The sequence below is a fragment of the Cryobacterium mannosilyticum genome (assembly GCF_004402705.1).
Classification (GTDB): Bacteria; Actinomycetota; Actinomycetes; order Actinomycetales; family Microbacteriaceae; genus Cryobacterium; species Cryobacterium mannosilyticum.
Genome location: NZ_SOFM01000014.1, coordinates 1 through 19228 on the forward strand (window position 1 = coordinate 1; position 19228 = coordinate 19228).

At 70.6% G+C, this 19228-nt stretch carries 11 protein-coding genes and 3 pseudogenes; 1 reads left to right on the forward strand and 13 read right to left on the reverse strand.

From position 1 onward, the window contains the following. A pseudogene (locus tag E3O32_RS05630) lies at window positions 1–969 on the forward strand (hypothetical protein); the annotation flags it as partial. A gap of 201 nt (window positions 970–1170) precedes the next feature. Here E3O32_RS05630 and E3O32_RS05635 read toward each other — a convergent pair. From E3O32_RS05635 to E3O32_RS17460, 13 genes and pseudogenes are all read right to left on the reverse strand, one after another. Continuing rightward, the gene (locus E3O32_RS05635; RefSeq protein ID WP_134507555.1) at window positions 1171–1449 is read right to left on the reverse strand and encodes a hypothetical protein; all 279 of its coding nucleotides are present in this window, start codon (window positions 1447–1449) and stop codon (window positions 1171–1173) included. Window positions 1450–1661: 212 nt separating this feature from the next. Beyond that, window positions 1662–4028: a sensor histidine kinase gene (locus tag E3O32_RS05640; protein WP_134507556.1), complete on the reverse strand. Its 2367-nt coding sequence runs from the start codon at window positions 4026–4028 to the stop codon at window positions 1662–1664. A gap of 74 nt (window positions 4029–4102) precedes the next feature. Beyond that, window positions 4103–4756, reverse strand: a complete 654-nt coding sequence (locus E3O32_RS05645; protein WP_134507557.1) for a response regulator — start codon at window positions 4754–4756, stop codon at window positions 4103–4105. 326 nt (window positions 4757–5082) lie between these two features. Beyond that, window positions 5083–5709 carry a thymidine kinase gene (locus E3O32_RS05650; RefSeq protein WP_134507558.1) on the reverse strand — a complete coding sequence of 209 codons (627 nt, stop codon included), beginning with the start codon at window positions 5707–5709 and terminating at the stop codon, window positions 5083–5085. A gap of 142 nt (window positions 5710–5851) precedes the next feature. Further along, window positions 5852–7345: a hypothetical protein gene (locus E3O32_RS05655; protein ID WP_134507559.1), complete on the reverse strand. Its 1494-nt coding sequence runs from the start codon at window positions 7343–7345 to the stop codon at window positions 5852–5854. 2072 nt (window positions 7346–9417) lie between these two features. Next, window positions 9418–10413, reverse strand: a pseudogene (locus tag E3O32_RS05665) (Rv2578c family radical SAM protein); the annotation flags it as partial. A 236-nt stretch (window positions 10414–10649) separates the two neighbouring features. After that, window positions 10650–12128 (reverse strand): malate:quinone oxidoreductase, encoded by a 1479-nt coding sequence (locus tag E3O32_RS05670; RefSeq protein WP_255455487.1) that lies wholly within the window; start codon window positions 12126–12128, stop codon window positions 10650–10652. Window positions 12129–12169: 41 nt separating this feature from the next. Next, on the reverse strand, window positions 12170–12682 hold the full coding sequence (locus tag E3O32_RS05675) for a DUF1801 domain-containing protein (RefSeq protein ID WP_134507561.1): 513 nt from the start codon (window positions 12680–12682) through the stop codon (window positions 12170–12172). A 52-nt stretch (window positions 12683–12734) separates the two neighbouring features. Continuing rightward, window positions 12735–15161, reverse strand: a complete 2427-nt coding sequence (locus E3O32_RS05680; protein ID WP_134507562.1) for a putative bifunctional diguanylate cyclase/phosphodiesterase — start codon at window positions 15159–15161, stop codon at window positions 12735–12737. Window positions 15162–15315: 154 nt separating this feature from the next. Further along, window positions 15316–16374: an aspartate-semialdehyde dehydrogenase gene (locus E3O32_RS05685; protein WP_134507563.1), complete on the reverse strand. Its 1059-nt coding sequence runs from the start codon at window positions 16372–16374 to the stop codon at window positions 15316–15318. Window positions 16375–16563: 189 nt separating this feature from the next. After that, window positions 16564–17901 (reverse strand): aspartate kinase, encoded by a 1338-nt coding sequence (locus E3O32_RS05690; RefSeq protein ID WP_134507564.1) that lies wholly within the window; start codon window positions 17899–17901, stop codon window positions 16564–16566. A 238-nt stretch (window positions 17902–18139) separates the two neighbouring features. After that, window positions 18140–18739: a recombination mediator RecR gene (recR, locus tag E3O32_RS05695; protein WP_134507565.1), complete on the reverse strand. Its 600-nt coding sequence runs from the start codon at window positions 18737–18739 to the stop codon at window positions 18140–18142. 3 nt (window positions 18740–18742) lie between these two features. Continuing rightward, window positions 18743–19228: pseudogene (locus tag E3O32_RS17460) on the reverse strand (DNA polymerase III subunit gamma and tau); the annotation flags it as partial.

A 19228-nucleotide genomic window follows, 5' to 3' on the forward strand; every position in this document is an offset into this window, starting at 1 on the left:
TTCGTGCAACTACTCAAGATCGCCGGCGAAGTCGACCCCGGCCAGATGCTCGGCGGCCGCCGCCCCGCCGTGCGCATCATCGTCACCCAAAAAGACCTCACCAACGCCACCCACACCAGTGCCGGCACCAACACCGGCGCCGGTGCCGGTGCCGGCGGTGCCGACACCAGCACCGGGAGCGGGAGTGCAACCCAGGCACCGGCCGGCACATCCCCCTCAACACCATCAACACCCCACCTCACCGGGGCATCTGAAGCACCGGGAGCATCCGAGACGCCAGCAGGCCCCCGGCCCCTGCCGGCGGTCAGACCCGACACAGCCGCCCCCTCCACTCAACCCGGTCAACCCAGCCAACCCGACCTGTCCGGCCAACCCGGCCAACCCGACCTGTCCGGCCAACCCGGCGAACCCGACCTGTCCGGCCAACCCGGCGAACCCGACTTGTCCGGCGAACCCGGCCAGCCGGGACAACCGGGGACGGCCGTGGTTCTCGCGACCGGGCACGGGTCCATCGAGGGCAGCCCCGCTCCGATCTCCCTCGCCACCGTCCAACGACAACTCTGCGACACCGGCTACCTCGGAATCCTCTTCGACAACACGGGCCAACCCATCGACGTCGGCAGGGAACAACGCCTCTTCACCCGGGCCCAACGCACCGCCATGGGCACCCGCGACGGCGGCTGCGTCTGGCCCGAGTGCGACCGGCCACCCGCCTGGACCGAAGCCCACCACCTCAAAGAGTGGCTCCTCGAACACGGCTACACCGACCTCGCCGACGGAGTCTGCCTCTGCCACCCCCACCACCTGCTCCTCCACAACACGGGCTGGGTCATCATCCGCGACGGCGACAAATACTGGCTCAAACCACCAGCGTCCGTCGACCCGACACAAACGCTCATCCCCCTCCCCAGCAAGACCCACCGCCAACTCGACCCGGGCACGCCGACCCGGGACCGTGACACGGATTGACCGGCCGGTTCAGCCGGTCACCGAGCGGCACGGCCACCGGCGGGTGATCTCGCCGAAATCATGGCTCCGGGTCTCGACGGGCTCGACGACCGCGGGTTCTCGGGGGCTCGGGGCTCGACTTCGCGAGTTCAGGGGTCACGACGCGCTCGACCACCGCAAGCTCCCCGGTCACGACGGGCTCGACCACCGGTCGGGGTGCGGTCAGTTGACGGGAAAGGAGCCGCTCGTCGCAGCAGTGATCATGCCCGAGGTCGCGGTCAGGGTGTACGTGCCTGCCGTGTTGATCTTGCAGCCGGCGAAGGCGGCCACGCCGGCAACACCTGCCTTCGGGTTGGCTGTGCAGGTCAAGGTGGCACCCGTCGGCGTGGTCAGGATGAGAGTCACCAGCGCGGTGCTCGTGGTGCGGTTTCCGAGGGCGTCGCGGAGCAGCCGGCGAAGGTCGCGACACTCGAGACCGCCGTCGCCGTCAACGCGGCGCACTTCAGCCCGGAGTGGTCACCTTGCAGCCGGCGAAGGGCGCGATCGCCCGGCACGCTCGCCGCTGCACGGATGCGATCTCACCGGCATAAGAGGCGGGAATCCCCCAGTTGGAGGCTCATTTGTCGCAGCGGGGCCGGGCGCGGTCTCGACACGCTCGATCACCGGGCCCGGTCTCGACAGGCTCGACCACCGCGGGCCGAGACGCAGAGGGGCTAGGCGTCGCGGAGCAGTCCGTCGGGGGTGACCACGAGCATCCGGTTGTCTTCGGATTCGATGACGATCGAGGCGATGGTGGCCCGGGCGGCGGGCAGCACCCGGGCGGTCAGGCGGCCGGAGTAGAGGGAGTCCAGCTGGTCGGCGACGGCCGCGGCGACCCGGGCTGCTTCGACAGGCGGGTGGTCACCGCTATCGTCGAGCAGCGTCACCTCGACCCCGCGCAGTCGCGCGGCCCGGGTGGCGGTGACCAGCGGCTCCACGAACAGGGCGCGGGCACGCATCGCGTCGCGCAGGGTGGCCTCCACCAGCAGGCACTCCGCCCGCATTTCCGGGCAGATGTCGTCGGACCGCGCGAGACGCTCGAGCGTGGGCCGGCAGAGCACATTCACGTGCGCCAGCTGGGATTCGCGCTCTTCGATGGCCGCGACTGCGGTGGCGGCCGCGGCGGCGCTCAGGGCTCGCGCACGGTTGAGCACAGCCAGGGTGAGCGCGGACCGCTTGAGCCCCACCGCGAAGAGGGTGCCGGCGAGCAGCGTGCCGGCGTGGCGCACGACGAGGAGCACGCCGTCGACGACCGTGAGGCCGTTGCTGAGCGCCCAGGCGATCGTGATCGCGGACATGATCAGGTAACCGGTCCAGGCGTACCCTTCGCGGCCCCGCACGGCGAGCACGACCAGGAGCAGGGTGACGGCCCCGAGGTACCAGTGCCCGAACGGCGTGTCCTGCACGGCCGTCATCGGGTAGGACACGAGCGCTGTCGCCGCGGCGCTGAGCACCAGCACGCCAATGCTCGCCGAGCTGGACAGCTGATCGACCCCCGCCGTCCGGGCGATCAGGATGGCCGCCGCGGCCACCGCGACGAAGCCGGCGATTTCCCAGGGCAGCCCGAAGAGCGGTTCGTAGTCACCGAAGGCGAGCAGCGCGTGCACACCGATGAACATGGCCAGGATGCCGAGGGACAACGGGCGCGGCAGCCGCACCACGGTGCGCGGGGCCTCGATCTCGATGGTCGCGGCGTCGGATAACGGCGGCGCCGGCTGAGCATCCGGGGTCGTCATGGCCACAGCCGGCGCGGGCTCGGGGTGCTCGGCGGCCTCCAGGGGACCGGCGCCTGATGCCGGGCGCTGAACGGCCGCGGCGCCGTCGGAGGCGATCGCGGCGGGCCGGCGCGGTTCGGGCGTCCACGACACTTCTACCTCGGTGCCGGCGCCGGGGCGGGACCGCACCCGCGCCGCGCCGCCCGACAGCCGTTCCATCCGGCCGATGATGCTCTGAGCGATCCCAAGCCGTTCGCTGGGAACGAGGGCTGGATCGAAGCCCACCCCGTCGTCGTGCACAACCACCCGGATGCCGCCGTGGTATCCCCGCACGCTGACCGTGCGCACCACCCGATGGTGGGCGCCGAGGGCGGCCGCCGCGACCGAGTTGCGCAGGGCCTCCCCGACGGCACCGAGCAGGGCGGTGACCGCCACGGCCGGCACGGCCAGGCTCTCGTCCAGGTCGGCCTGCACGATCGCATCCGGGGCAAGCTCGGCCGCGAGCTGTTCCAGGCGGTCGGAAACCTCGGTGCCGGGCTGTGACCGGTTCGACCGGGGCATCCGGAGGGCGTCGAGGCGATCCAGGGTCGAGGCCGCGTGGCGGGACAGCGTCTCCGTGGGGATGCCGCCGCGTCCGGCCATCAGCAGGGTCGAGATGACGCTGTCGTGAACAAGGGCATCGATGGTGAGCCGCTCCCGCTTGCGGGCGACCCGGGCAGCCCGGCCGGCCACGGCTGCGCGGGTGATCCGCGCACTGTCGTCGACCCGGGCGGCACCGCGCCTGGACATGATGGTCAGGCCGACGAACACGCTGATCACGAGCAGGGCGTAGAGCGAATCCTCGACGCCGACGAGCACCGGATGCGGGTCGGTCGAGGTCGCGGAGCGGAGGATTCCACTCAGCGTGCAGACGAGGACGGTGTAGGCCCAGCCGATGCGGTCCCGGGTGGCCGCGGCGACGGCGACGGCCGGGATGCCGGTGAGCGAGATGACCCAGGGGATGTCGGCACCGGCCGGGAGCGGTTCGGCCCGCACGACCAGCCAGAAGCCGAGGATCGCCAGGAAGACGACCCCCTCGGCCAGGGCGAGTGCGCGAAGCAGGCGCAACGGCGCCCAGGTGGCGAGGATTCCGAGCAGCACGGGGATGCCGAAGACCAGAAGCCACGCGGCCAGCGCGGCGCCCGGGGCCGGCGGCCACGCCTGCGCCCGGAAGGTATCGAGGCAGAGCAGTCCGAAGACGAAGCCGGTGGGCCCGGTCGCGGTGCAGAGCACGCGGAACTGGCGTTCGGTGGCCGTGTGCCCCGTGACGCGGCCGGGCCTCGGCACTCGTGCCCGCCTGGACGGTCGGGCCGTGCTCGACTGTCGGCCAGGTTTCGGCGGCCCCGCGACGTTCCCTACGGTCACGGCTGCCCGGGAATCGGCAGGATACCGTCTTCCAGCGCCCGCTTGTACAGGTCGATCTTCGTGTTGGCGGGGCGACCCACCCGCTCGTACTTCGACCGGACGCGACGGATGTAGTCGATCACCGTGAGTTCGGACAGCCCGGTCTGCGACGCCACCAGCGGCGCCTTCGCCCCGGCGGCGTAGAGCGAGAGCACCTCGCGTTCGCGGGGGCTCAGCGCCGCGTCGGCCAGGTCAGGATCGCCGTCGAGGGCGGCGGCCCACTCCGTGGACGCGATCGTCTCCCCCGCCGCCGCCCGGCGCACCACGTCGAGCAGCACGGCTGTGGGTTCGGACTTGCGCACCACGCCGAGCACTCCGCCGCGGGCGGCCGCCCGCATCAGCAGGGCGTCGTCGCCGGCGGTGAAGGCGAGCACGGCGGCATCCGTCGCCCGGAGCCGGTCGACGTTGTCGGTGACGGTAGAGCCGTCGGACAGGCGAAGGTCGAGGATGACCAGGTCAATTCCGTCTGCCTGGGCCGGTGAGGCCAACAGCTCGGGGACGGTGGCCACCGTGGCCACCACGTGGATCTCGGGGATGGTGGAGAACAGGTCGGCGAAGCCGCGCGCCACGATCTCGTGGTCATCGATCAGGGCGACTCGAAAGCGAGCCATATTCGTTCCTTCGTCTGGGGTTTTTCTGGACCTGCCTGAACGAGTGTGCCATGCCCGCGGGCATACCGACAGCTTTGACCCCCGTACTGGTGCCCTGACAACTGACGGCTTTTCAGGCCGTTTTCACCCACTTATGGTGTAACTCGGGGGAAACCACCGGGGGGTTGGTGGGGCGCTCGCGATACGACTGCACACTGCGTGACCGGATCGTCTGAGCGCCCCTTCTCCAATTTTCGGGCGCACCGCACGCCACGCCCTGCTGCCGGCGACATCGCTGCCGCCGACGTTACCGCCGACGTTGCCGTGCGACGTTGCCGTGCGTCGGGTCAGGCGGTGCCGCGGCTGCGGTTGTTGAGCACGCCGCCGCTCTCTTCGAGGTAGCAGGAGCCGCAGAGCGACTCGTAGGTCACTTCGGTGCCGTCGATGGCCACCTGGTCGCCGTCGAAGACGAAGACGCCGTCGATTTTGCGCCCATTGAACACGGCCTTGCGCCCGCAGCGGCAGATCGTCTTCAGTTCCTCGAGGCTGTGCGCCACCTCGAGCAGCCGGCGGCTGCCCGGGAACGCCACGGTCTGGAAATCGGTGCGGATCCCGTAGGCCAGCACCGGGATGTTCTCGAGGATAGCGATCCGGAGCAGGTCGTCGACCTGCGACTCGGTCAGGAACTGGGCCTCGTCGACGAGCAGGCAGCTGACGTCGAGGCCGGAGTCGGCGAGCACCCGGGCGCGGTGCTCGGCGAAGAGGGTGAAGGCATCCGCCGCGGGGGTGAGCAGGAAGTCGACACCGCGGGTGACGCCGAGCCGCGAGAGGATGCCGCGGTCGCCCTTGGTGTCGACCGACGGCTTGGCCAGCAGCACCTTGTGCCCGCGCTCCTCATAGTTGTAGGCGGCCTGGAGCATGGAGGTGCTCTTGCCGCTGTTCATCGCCCCGTATCGGAAGTACAGTTTTGCCACTGTTACGAACCCCGCCCCTCGGCCGCTGTGTGCCGCTCATCTGCGTTTCCTGCGTCGCCGCTGCACCGCTCCTGCTTGCTGAGTGGAACGGATGCCCGGCGTCAGGCCTATTCAGCGTACTTGCCCCGCGCCGCACGACTGGTCACCGGGCCGTGCCGAGGCCGCGGCGGATGCTCGTCGGCCCGCGCTCGTCGTCGAACTCGAGCATGAGCAGCGGCCGGCGCATCGACACCCGCACCCGGCCGAAGACCACCCGGAGCACGCCGAGGTAGGGGCGGAGCACCCGGCGCAGCTTCCGCTCCGACAGGTCGATGCCGACCTGGATCGTGACGGTGGCAACCCGTAGTGGCAGGGCGGCGGGCCCGGCGACCGTGCCAATCGAACCCGTCGCGGTTGTGATCGCACCGGTGGTCACGGCGACCGAGCCCGTGGCCGTCGCCGCGGCCGTGGCCGTCGCCGGTGCCAGGGACCCCGTGCCCGTCGCCGTCGGTTCCGTGGCGGCGGTGAGGCTGCGGGGCGTGCGGCCGGGTTTGTCCAGGGCGGTGCCGACGCCGGCCGTCAGTTCGCCGAAGCGGTCCAGGAGCGGGCGGCGGCGGGCATCCGTGCCGTCGGCAACCTGCACGACCAGGCTGCACGGGTCGAATCCGCTGACCGCGCAGAGCGCCCCGATCAGCGCCGCGATCGCCCCGCGCTGGTCAGCGGTGAACGCCGTGGCCCGGTGCTCCGGGTCGGCCACGACGAGCAGCGCGGTGGCGCCGCGCTCGAGCAGGCCGCCGCGTTCGCGGTCGACCACCGCGTCCAGCCAGGTCTTGTCGATGTCGCGCACGAGCTCCCTGCGCAGGGCGCCGGCCAGCTCGCCGGCCCGGGCGATGTCGGCCCTGGTGACCTCTCCGTGGTCAAGCACGCCGGTCAGCAGCGGGAACACGCCCGCTCCGAGGCTCGCCCACTGCTGTTCGACGACGGTGCGGACGACCTGGCCTCGGCTCTCCTCGGTGCGCGCCGCGATGGCGCGCCGGGCATCGGTCTGCCAGGTCAGCAGCAACCGCACGATCCGGCGCGAGTACGCGGCACCGGCAAGCGCGGGTGCCAGCACCTGGCTGACCGCGACGATCGCGTAGATCACCGCGGGCACCGCGATGCTGAGGGACGGCGCCTGGGGCACGGTGACCGCCGCGACGATCGCGGCCGCGACCGCCCCGGAAAGTGCGATCTCCCGCCACGGTCGGTAGGGCGCGAGCGCGAGCAGGAGCAGTCCGATGCAGAGCGGGCCGAAGTCGTCCTGGATCAGCGTGTTGCGGCCCCACCGGGCGGCCTCGTCGAGCAGGTGCGCCGAGACGGCGAGTCCGACCATGACGAGGTGCAGCGGCCGGTCGAAGGGCGCGTGGTCTGGCCGGCTCGCGGCCACGAGGGTGCCGGCCGCGGCGACGGATGCCACGATCGCGAGCACGGAGAGCAGCGGATGCTGGATCTGCCCGGCCTGAAGCACCGTGGTGGTGGCCGTGTACGCGACGACGATCAGCGCGACGACGGGCGCGAGTGGCCAGGCGGCGAGGGCGCCGAGCGGGTCGAGGCGCTGCTGGGTGAGGAACCTTCGTGGGGTGCGAGGCTCCTGCTGGGTGCGCGGCGTGGAGGTCAACGCGGCGCCTGCCCGTCAGCGATCGCTGGAGCGGCTGGTGGCTCCGCCGGTTCGGCAGGCGTCTCGACAGGCTCGGTCACCGAGGCAGGTCCGGTCGCCGCGGCGGGTCCGGTCACCGCGGCGGGGTTGGTCACCGAGGACGGTTCGGTCACCGCCGCGGGGTTGGTCACCGAGGCAGGTCCGGTCACCGAGGAGGGTTCGGTCACCAAGACAGGTCCGGTCACCGCCGCGGGGTTGGTCACCGAGGCAGGTCCGGTCACCGAGGAGGGTTCGGTCACCAAGACAGNCGGCAGGTCCGGTCACCGAGGCAGGTCCGGTCACCGAGGCGGATTCGGTCGACGCGGGCACGCTGAGCAGCACCGACGTGCCCGCGTCGGGACGGGTCAGGACCGTCACCGAACCGCCGAGCCGCTCGATCCGGCGACGCACCGCCTGGCGGAGGCCGAGCCGGTCGGCACCGGTCTCCGACTCGGTGAAGCCGCGGCCGGCATCCATCACCATCACCGAAACGGTGCCGTCGTCGGCGCCGATGTCGACCTCGGCCGACACGATCCCCGCGTGCAGGATGACGTTGATCAGGCACTGCTGCACAGCCAGTCCGAGCTCATGGTCGACGCCGGGCTCGAGGCGACCGAGGGCCGACCGGTCACCCGTGACGTCGACCACGAGTCCGCGATCGCGGCACCGCTCGATCGCACGGTAGACCTCGCTGGCGAGCCAGGCATCCGACCCCGGAGGATGCGAGACGCTGTGGGCGTCGGCGTCGGTCAGCCAGTCGGTGCCGCGCAGCCGGTGCAAGGCCGCGCGGATGCTGCCGGCCAGGTTCTCACTGAGCGGGCCGACGTGGGCCCGGGAGAGGGCGATCAGCTCGTTGAGGGTGGTGTCCTGGTTGAGGTCAAGGGCGCGCCGGTCGAGGTCCTGGCGGAGGAGCCGGGACTGATCGGCCTGCACGGCCCGGTGGATCGCGGACTGGGCGGCACGGTGCGAGCGACGGGCGGAGCCGGCGAGCACGAGCACGGCGACGAGGAACAGATAGGCGGAGACGGTGAACCCGTCGGGCAGGTAGGCCACCCCGGCCTCCGCCGCCGCGACAACGGTGACGGTCTCGGCCAGCACGAAACCGGCCGTGCTCCAGAGCACTCCGGTGAGCGCGCCGGCCCCGGCGCCGCCGACCATGATCAGCGCCAGTTTCGGCAGCGCGACGAGGAACATGTTCGACGCCGGGAAGACGTCGGGCAGTCCGAGCACGCCCGTCGTGTAGAGGTAGGTGCCGCCTGTGCCGACCAGGAGGTAGGCGATGGTGAGCAGCACGGTGTGGCGCAGGCTGAGGACGACCAGGAGCACCGCCATGGCCAGGACCGCGAGCACGGCAACCCAGAGCGCACCGGACTCGTAGGCGAGGCTCAGGGCCAGCGCCGAGAGCAGGGCGCCGGTGAGGCAGGTGAGTGCGAACCAGTGCGATGCGCGCGCGAGGGCACGGCTGAGAATCGGTTCGACCAGATGGTCGGGCAATCCCAGCGTCATCGGGGCCTCCTCTGCCTTGGTTGAGTATCCCACTCCGGCGGTGAGCGCGGCGGAGGAATTCGCCGGTCAGGCCGGGTGGGACCGCGCGGGCGCCGGCCGCGCCGGCCGCGCCGGCGGTGTGATCGTTGGCATGGAGTTTTTCGCGACGTGCGGGGTGTCGCGGCCGCGAACACGGCGTGTTGCTAATTTCTCCGACCCAACGTGCGTGCACGAACGCGGGCGAGCCGAGAACCTGCGCGTCAGAAGAGGGTCGGCGCGAGCTCCGGCGGCAGTTCCTCTTCGATCAGGGACCTCCGGGTGCGCGCGTAGGCGGCGGGGCGCACCGCGGCATCCGCCGGACCGAGGGCGAGGCCCTCCGAGGCGGAGCGGCCGGTGCGGTCACGGTCGTCGGCGGGGAAGGCTACCGCGCTTCGGCCGCGGTCGTCGGTGCGGTCGCGGTCGTCGGCGGGGAAGGCGACGGCGCTTCGGCCGGTGGCGAAGTGGGAAAACGGGTCCTGGCCGTCGCCGGGCCGGGATGCCGCGGCGTCGGGATTGCCCCGCTGCGGGCGGCCGAGCGCACTCGAGCGCACTCCGCCGGTCGCGGGGTCTTCCCGGCCGCGCTCGAGGCCATGCGCGCGGATCAGCGGTTTGATCCGCGCCGCCAACCAGATCCGGTACTCCTTCGGGGCGTACGCGCCCGTCGCGTACAACTCCTGGTAGCGCGACATCAACTCGGGGTGGTCGCGGGCCAGCCACTGCAGGTACCAGTCCTTGACCCCGGGGCGCAGGTGCAGCGCGGTGTACATGATGTTCGACGCGCCGGCCGCCTTCGCCTGGCGCAGCGCGGCGTCAAGGTGCGCCTTCGTGTCGGTGAGGAACGGCAGGATCGGCATCATGAACACCGAGCACTCGAGCCCGCGCTCGCGCACCGCGGTCACCGTGGCGAGGCGGGCGGCGGTGGACGGGGTGCCGGGCTCCACCGACTGCTGCAGTTCATCGTCGTAGATGGCGATCGACATCGCCAGGTCGACGGGGACGACGCCGCTGGCCTCGACGAGCAGGTCGAGATCGCGGCGCAGCAGCGTGCCCTTGGTGAGGATGGACAACGGCGTTCCGGATTGAGCGAGGGCGGCGATGATTCCGGGCATCAGCCGGTAGCGGCCCTCCGCCCGCTGGTACGGGTCGGTGTTCGTGCCCAGGGCCACCGGATGCCGGCCCCAGCTCGGCTTCGCGAGCTCCTTGCGCAGCACCTCGGCCACGTTGACCTTCACGATGATCTCGTTGTCGAAGTCTTTGCCGGCGTCGAGCTCGAGGTACGTGTGCGTCGGGCGAGCAAAGCAGTAGGAGCACGCGTGAGAGCAGCCCCGGTAGGGGTTGATGGTCCAGCCGAACGGCATCGCGCTCTGGCCGGGCACCCGGTTGAGCGCGGACTTGGCGAGCACCTCATGGAAGGTGATGCCGGCGAACTCGGGCGTGCGCACACTGCGCACGAGGTTGTTCAGCCGGGCCAGACCGGGCAGCGCGCCCGTCTGCTCCGTGCTCAGTTCCTGCGCGCTCCACCTCATGCAGATATTCGAACACACGTTCGAGCATTAAGCAAGCGGATGCCGCGGCCACCCGCCCGACCGGAGAAAATCGCGACACGCCGTCTGTGAAGGCGGGACACACCGCGTTCCGCGAAAAACTCCATCCCGAAGGTGCGCCGCGGCGCGCAGCGCCGCGAGTCCCGGCGCCGCGGCGCACAGCGCCGCGAGTCGCAGCGCCGCGAGTCGCAGCGCCGCGAGGCGGCGCGCGCTGCGCGCTACGCGGTCAGGTTCAGCGCGGCGGCGGTGGCGGCGAGCGACGCGGCCGCGGCGGCCGGGTCGTCGGAGAGCTTCGTGCCGAGGCTCGGGATCATCTCGCGCAACTTGGGCTCCCAGGCCGGGTACTGCTCCGGGAAGCACCGCTTGATCAGGTCGACCATGATCGGCGCCGCGGTCGACGCGCCCGGGGAGGCGCCGAGCAGGCCGGCGATCGTGCCGTCGGCGGAGGCGATGACCTCGGTGCCGAACTGGAGCACGCCGCCCTGATCGGGGTCCTTCTTCATGACCTGCACGCGCTGCCCGGCGGTGATGAGCTCCCAGTCGGCCAGTTTGGCGGTGGGGATGAACTCCTGCAGCGCCTTGAGCTTCGTGGTCTTCGAGGCGAAAACCTCGCCGATCAGGTATTTCATCAACCCGAAGTTGTGCGCGGCCACGGCGAGCATTGGCCCGATGTTGTGCGCGCGGATCGAGAACGGCAGGTCGAACCAGGTGCTGGACTTGAGGAACTTGGGCGTGAAACCGGCATACGGGCCGAAGAGCAGCGAGGCTTCCCCGTCGACGATGCGGGTGTCCAGATGCGGCACCGACATCGGCGGGGCGCCCACGGCGGCCTTGCCATAGACCTTGGCCTGGTGCTGGGCAACGAGCTTCGGGTTCGTGGTGCGCAGGAACTGCCCGCTGATCGGGAAGCCGCCGAAGCCCTTGATCTCGGGGATTCCGCTCTGCTGCAGCAGGGCGAGCGCGCCGCCGCCCGCGCCGACGAAGACGAACCGGGCGTTGACCTGGCTCGGGTGCCCGCCGACCAGACGGCGCAGGTTCAGCCGCCAGCTGCCATCCGTAAGCTGTTTCAGGCCGGTGACCTGCTGGTTCACGTGGATGCCCGCGCCGGACTCGGCGAGGTTCTCGAACAGGTACCGGGTCAGGGCGCCGAAGTCAACGTCGGTGCCGGAGACGATCCGGGTCGCCGCGATCTTGTGGCTCTTGGGCCGGTTCCTGGTGAGCAGCGGGGTCCAGGTGCCGATCACGGCCGGGTCCTCGCTGTATTCCATGCCGTGGAACAGCGGCTGGTTCTCGAGCGCCGCGAACCGCTTGCGCAGGTAGGCGACGTTGTCCTTGCCGCGCACGAACGTCATGTGCGGGGTGGAGTTGATGAAGTTGGTGGGCTCGGGCAGCGCGCCGGTCGTGACCAGGTGCGCCCACAGCTGGCGGCTGATCTGGAACTGCTCGTTGATACTCACGGCCTTGTCGGCGGTGACGGAGCCGTCCTTGGCCGCGGGCATGTAGTTGAGTTCGCAGAGGGCCGCATGGCCGGTGCCCGCGTTGTTCCACGGGTTGGAGCTTTCCTGGGCGACCTCGCCCAGACGCTCATAGACCTCGATGCTCCAGTCGGGCTGCAACTGCTTGATCAGGGTACCGAGCGTGGCGCTCATGATGCCGCCACCAATTAATACGACATCGACCTTCGCCATTGGATTCACACTTTTCAGTGTATCTCCGGCGAACGGATGCTCCGTGCAGCTCAGCCCGTGACGCTCGCCCCCGGCGCCTGCCGGCCCGTCGATGTGCGGGCGGAGGCCCGGCCGGCGGCCGGCTTGATCCGCTGGTAGGTCGCCAGGTAGCGGTCGACCGGGATGCTCGCCACCGTGCGGGCGATGATGCCGAGGTCGACGTCGGCGAGGGTCTTGAACCTCAGGCAGCTCTTGCCCATGTTCAGCGTGCGGCCGGTGGCTGCCCACTCGGCGCGGAACGCGGCATCCGCCTCGGGGTCGCCGTAGAGGCCCATCAGGTAAAGCGAGTTGTAGTTCTTCTGGGCGGCGACGCTGACGTAGGCCAGCGGCGCTCCGTTGTAGGTGTCCGGGAAGGTCTCCAGCGGGATCACCCAGCCCGGCATCCCCCAGTACATGCCCAGCACGTAGCCGGGCGGCATGGCGTCGCGCACCGTGTCGATCACCGGGTAGAGCACGGCGCGCTGGTCCGGTTCGAGGTCGGCGAAGTAGTTCTCGACCTCCGCGGGGACGGGCTCTGTGCTCATCCCCCCAGAATAACCGGTGCGGCGGCCCGTGCGGCGGCCGGTGGGCGGCCGATCAGGCCGCCGGCACCGCGAATGGGCCGGGGGCGCCCGGAACCGCCGGGAGCGCCGGAACGCCCTCGGGGACGAATGTGTCCCGGACCAGCGCGGGAATGATCCGCGGAACCACCGCGGCGGCACCGTACTGCTCGAGCCGGTTCAGGGTGTGCTCGAAGCTCTCCGGCACGCCGTAGTGGAAGCCCTGGGCGCTGCGGATGCCGAGGGCACTCAGGTGCGACGCCATGGTCTCGTTCTCCACACCCTCGACGATCATCGAGTACTCGAGGTTGTCGCCGAAGCCCTGCAGCGCGGTGAGAACCTCGCGCTGCCGGATGTCGTCGAGGTCGTCGACCAGGCTCTTGTCGATCTTGAGGATGTCCATCGGCATCCGCACCAGCGAGTCGACCGAGGAATCCTGGGAGCCGTAGTCGTCGAGCGCGATCATCAGGCCGAGATCGCGCATCCGGTCGGCCTGTGCACGGATGGCCGGGGTCACCTTGGCCATCGACCGCTCGTTCAGTTCGAGGCAGAGCGAGATCCCGGGGTAACGGTCGGCGAGGTCCTCGACGAACGTGCCGACACGGTCGGGCAGGATCTGGCCGGCCTCCACGTTGAAGGTCATGCAGACGACCCGGGGTTCGACCAGCCGGAAGTCGGCGGCCGCGGCCATGGCCTTCACGGCGACCTGCCGGGTCATCGCGTCGAGCCGGCCCAGGCCCTTCGCCTTCTCCACGATCGACGGCGGCGACAGCGGGCCCAGGTCGGGGTCGGTGTAGCGCACGAGCGCCTCGAACGCCCAGATCTGACCCGTGATCAGGCTGACGATGGGCTGGAAGGCGAGTTCGAGCAGGTCCTCGTCGATGGCCCGGGCGATGATGTCGTTCATCTGGCTCGAGCGGTGGCTGGAGATGTTGATGCTGCTCTCGTGCGCTGAGCCGCCCCGGCGCCGGGTCTTCTTGATCGCGAGCATGGCCCGGTCGGCATCCTGCACGAGCTGGGTGACGTCGGTCTCCCGGTGGGCGGAGTAGGCCAGACCGATGCTCATCATCGGGTTGAACGTGGTCGGGCCGACGATGAGCGGCTCACCGGTGGTGGCCAGGATGCGTTCGGCCACGACCTTCGCCTCGCCGAGGGAGGTGAGGTGGGTCAGGATGACCACGAACTCGTCGCCGCCGACCCGGGCGACCAGGTCGTCGGGGCGCACGACGGCGCGCAGGCGCCGGCCGAGCTCGCGCAGCACCTCGTCGCCGGCCGCGTGCCCGTGCCGGTCATTCAAGCGTTTGAAGTCGTCGAGGTCGAGGAAGAGCACCGCGAGGGCCTCGGAGTAGTCGCGGTGGTCGTTGATGTTCGCGAGGGCGGCCTGGAAGGCGCCGTAGTTGGGCAGGCCGGTGAGCGGGTCGGTGTTCGCCCGCAGGGTCAGCCCCGCCACGTTCTGGCCGGCCTTGACCACCATCTCGGCGGTCGTGACCAGGGCCGCGAGCGCCCGGCGGTCGTTCCCGGTGAAGGCACCGTCCATCGCATCGCGGCTGACCACGATGTACCGCGCGGCGCCCGGCGCGACGAACGACAGCGGCAGGCTGATCTCACCTGGCCGGGCCGGCTCGCCCCGCACGACGACCGCTTCGACCCCGACCGAGTCGGCGACGGCCTGGCAGAGCACCTCGGCGATCTCGGCCCCTGACCGCGCGCCGGTCTCGGCATCCGCGCTCAGGGCGCTTGCGCCGGCGACCAGGCCCGCCAGCCGTCGCCGCATGTCGGCGAAGACGGAGACGACCTTGACGATCGAGGCCACGATCACGATTCCGAGGAGCACCTCGAGCGTGTTCACGGTCGCGCTCACCTCGACCAGGAACGGCGGGCCGGCGACGCTCCAGAATCCGGCGAGGACGGCGACGAGGGTCGCCCCGACGACCGTGCCGGCCATTCGGGCGGGCGAGAGCAGGGGGCGCCCGCCCCGGTCGACGGCGGGATCGATGATCCGTTTGCGCAGAACCTCGACCAGGAGCAGGAATCCGATGTAGCCGGCGCAGGCCGCGGCCACCGCGGCGAGGTCGGTGATTCCGAGGGCCCGCAGACCGGCGAACATCCCGACGGCGAGGAGCCCGCCCAGGCTTTGCAGGCCGGCGCTGTAGAGGGCGACAGTGAGGCGGCCCGCTTCGAGGAGAACGGCCAGGAGCACGCCGAGCGCGATCGTCCCGATGGCCGTCTGCATCGGCAGCAGGGTGGCGAGGGCCGGCAGGGCGAGAACCGGGAGGGCGATCATCGGGCTGCGGTGCGCGACGCTGCCGAGACGCACCCAGGTGAGTTCGAGCACCCCGGCGCAGAGCACCCCGACCGTGGCGACGGCCCAATGCTCCTGCGGAGCCGGCACGAGGGAGATCACCCCGACGACGATCGTCAGGAGGGCGGCTGCGGCGAAGACGGCGAGGCCGTAGCGTCTCACGTTTGCTGCCACCGAATACCCGCCCATGTTTCCAAACATTAGTGCACCGGCCGCCGTGCCTGCGCCCCCCACTCCCGGTGTCCCGCAGGGCGCGGGGGCGGAGGCGAGACCGGTCGTGCGGGCGGGATCCGGCGTCGGCCGGGTCCCGCCAGGGTCAGGAGACGAGCAGGCCCGCGGCGACGAGTTCGGCGATCTGCACCGCGTTGAGCGCTGCGCCCTTGCGGAGGTTGTCGCTGGTGATGAACAGGGCGAGGCCGCGCCCGTTCGGCACACCGCTGTCCTGGCGGACCCGGCCGACGAAGCTCGGGTCCTGGCCGGCCGCTTCGAGGGGAGTCGGGACATCCGTCACGACCACGCCGGGCGCGGTGGCGAGCAGTTCGAGCGCGCGGGCGACCGTGAGCGGGTTGGCGAACTCGGCGTTGATGGAGAGCGAATGCCCGGTGAAGACGGGCACCCGCACGCAGGTGCCGGAGACGAGCAGGTCGGGCAGGCCGAGGATCTTGCGACTCTCGTTGCGGAGCTTCTTCTCCTCGTCGGTCTCGAACTCGCCGTCGTCGACGATCGACCCGGCCAGCGGCACCACGTCGAAGGCGATGGGGCGGGCGTAGAGCACGGGGTCGGGCATGGCCACGGCGGAGCCGTCGTGCACGAGCTGGAGCAGGTTGTCACTCAGCGCCGCGGCGCGCACCTGGCTGGCCAGTTCCTGGGCCCCGGCCAGTCCGCTGCCGGACACGGCCTGGTAGGTGCTCACGATCAGTCGTTCGAGGCCGGCCTCGTCGTGCAGCACCTTGAGCACGGGCATGGCGGCCATGGTGGTGCAGTTCGGGTTGGCGATGATGCCCTTGACGGCCTGCGTGATCGCCTCGGGGTTGACCTCGCTCACGACGAGCGGAACGTCGGGGTCCATCCGCCAGCCGGAGGAGTTGTCGATGACGGTGACGCCGGCCGCGGCGAAGCGCGGCGCCTGGGCGCGGGAGAGCGTGGCGCCGGCGGAGAAGATGGCGACGTCGAGGCCGGTCGGGTCGGCGGTGGCCGCGTCTTCGACGACGATCTTCTCGCCCTTCCACGGCAGGGTGGTGCCGGCGGAGCGGGCGGAGGCGAAGAAACGGATGCCGGCGACCGGGAAGTCCCGTTCCTCCAGCAGGCGGCGCACGACGGCGCCGACCTGGCCGGTGGCCCCGACTACGCCGATCTGGATTCCTGTGCTGTTCATTGGTGATCCTTTGCTGCTCGCGTGCTGCGGTGCTGGGCCGCCTGGGGGCTAACTCAGGAGAACCGGGCGAAACGGGTGCCTGTCGCGCTGCTTCCGACCCATTCTGGCCGATTCTCCTGAGTTAGCCACAGGGGAACCGGCTCATCGGGGCGAGGGGGCGACAGGGGTGAAGGCGGCGACGGATGCCGGCTAGCGGCCGGTGCCGCCGTGCACGATCGCGTCGTCGGCGGAGTCGAGCCCGAAGGCCGTGTGCACCACCCGGAGCGCCTCGTTGATGGTGTCGGCGCGGGTGACGACGGAGATGCGGATCTCACTGGTCGAGATCATCTCGATGTTGATCCCGGCCTCGTAGAGCGCCTCGAACAGCCGGGCCGAGACGCCGGTGTTGGTGCGCATCCCGGCGCCGACGAGCGCCAGCTTGCCGATCTGGTCGTCGTACTGCAGGCCGGCGAAGCCCACGTTGTCCTGCTCGTTGGTCAGCGCGGTGAGCACCTGCTGGCCCTCCGACTTGGGGAGGGTGAAGGAGATGTCGGTCAGCCCCGTGGACGCGGCGGACACGTTCTGGACGATCATGTCCACGTTCGCGTTCGTCTTCGCGACGATCTTGAAGATCTGCGCGGCCTTGCCGGGGATGTCGGGGACACCGACGACCGTGACCTTGGCTTCGCTCAGGTCGGCGGCGACCCCGGCGATGATTGGCTCTTCCACTGTCTCTCCATTCGAGGATGCGGGATTGGGCTCGGCGGCCTCGGGGACCGACGAGATCGGGATTGCGCTGGTCGGGCTGGTCGTCTCCGAGTTGTAGACGATGGTGCCGAGGTTGTTGTTGAACGAGGACCGTACGTGCAGGGTCACCCCGTGCCGCCGGGCGTATTCCACCGCGCGAATGTAGAGCACCTTGGCGCCGGCGGCGGCGAGCTCGAGCATTTCCTCGCTCGTGATCCGGTCGAGCTTGTGCGCGCGCGGCACGACGCGGGGGTCGGCCGTGAAGACGCCGTCGACATCTGTGTAGATCTCGCAGATGTCGGCGCCCAGGGCGGCGGCGAGGGCGACGGCGGTGGTGTCGGAGCCGCCGCGGCCGAGGGTGGTGATGTCCTTGGTGTCTCGGTTGAAGCCCTGGAAGCCGGCGACGATCGCCACGGCCCCGTCGTCGAGGGCGTCACGGATGCGGCCCGGGGTCACGTCGACGATGCGGGCGGCGCCGTGGTGGGCATCCGTGATCATGCCGGCCTGGCTGCCGGTGAAGGAGCGGGCGTCGTAGCCCATGCTCTTGATCGCCATCGCCAGCAGCGCCATCGAGATGCGCTCGCCCGCGGTGAGGAGCATGTCGAGTTCGCGCGGGGCGGGGATCGGGGTGACCTGGTGGGCCAGGTCGAGGAGTTCGTCGGTCGAGTCGCCCATCGCGGAGACGGCGACGACGACCTCGTTGCCGGCCTTGCGGGTGTCGACGATGCGCTTGGCCACGCGCTTGATGCTTTCCGCGTCGGCGACGGACGAACCGCCGAACTTCTGCACGATCAAGCTCACGTGGGACTCCTGAACATCGGGTAGGCGGGCACGGCCCAAGGTCCCATCATAAATGCGTTTGTATTCGGCGGCGGCAATGTGACGCTGTGCGCCGGGCACCGGGCACGTTGGATCGGAGTTCCTTGCGACACGCCGTCTGGACGGGCGCCGGCGGCGGCGTGTCGCAAGGAACTCCGATCGAACGTGGGTGACGGATGCCGGGGCGCGGCGTGGACGGGCATCCCCAGGGCGGCCTCGGTCAGTGCGTGACGGTGCGTCGACCCTCGAAGGCCCGGCCCAGGGTGACCTCGTCGGCGTATTCCAGGTCGCCGCCGACCGGCAGCCCCGACGCGAGGCGGGTGACCTTGATCTCGAGCGTCGTGAGCAGCCGGGACAGGTAGGTGGCCGTCGCCTCGCCCTCGAGGTTGGGGTCGGTCGCGATGATGACTTCCTGCACCGTGTTGTCGGCGAGGCGCTGCATCAGCTGGCGAATGCGCAGGTCGTCGGGTCCGATGCCGTCGATGGGGCTGATCGCACCGCCGAGCACGTGGTAAAGCCCCTTGAACTCGCGGGTGCGTTCGATCGCGACGACGTCCTTGGCCTCTTCGACGACGCAGATCATGGCCGGGTTGCGGCGGGGGTCGCGGCAGATCAGGCAGGTCTCCTGTTCGGAGACGTTGCCGCAGATGGAGCAGAACCGCACCTTGTCGCGCACCTCGAGCAGCACGTTCGCGAGGCGGGTCACGTCGAACTGCTCGGTCTGCAGGATGTGGAATGCGATCCGCTGGGCCGACTTCGGGCCGATGCCGGGGAGCCGGCCGAGTTCGTCGATCAGTTCCTGAACGATGCCTTCGTACATGGACTAGTCGCCTCTGCTTCGGGATACCGGGATGTGGTCTTGTTCTTCGAGGAAGGTCGCGCCGAGGATCTCGCGGACGACCGATTCCCCGTAGCGCTGCTTCTCGGCGAAGGCCGGTGCGCGGCGGGCCGCGGCGCCTGCCGGGGCCCTGCCCGCCTGCGGTGCCGTGCGAGTGGCGGCGGCTGTGGCTGTGGCAGAGGGCTGGATACCTGCACCGGAGGGGGCGGCGGACACCACAACGGGTGACCGGGGGTCCGGCGCGGATTCCGGTGGACGCGCCGACCTGTCGAAGCGGTCGGGCGGATACTCGTCATCGGGAGGCACATCGCCGTCGTCGTAGGGCGGCGGCTCGTCATCGGCGGACGACTGCGCCGCGGGGGTGCCGCTCCTTGCCGCGCGTACGACGGCCGAAGCGGGCGCGGCGGCCCGCGCAGGCTCCGCGGCCGAAGCGGGCGCGGCGGCCGAAGCGGGCGCGGCGGCCGAAGCGGG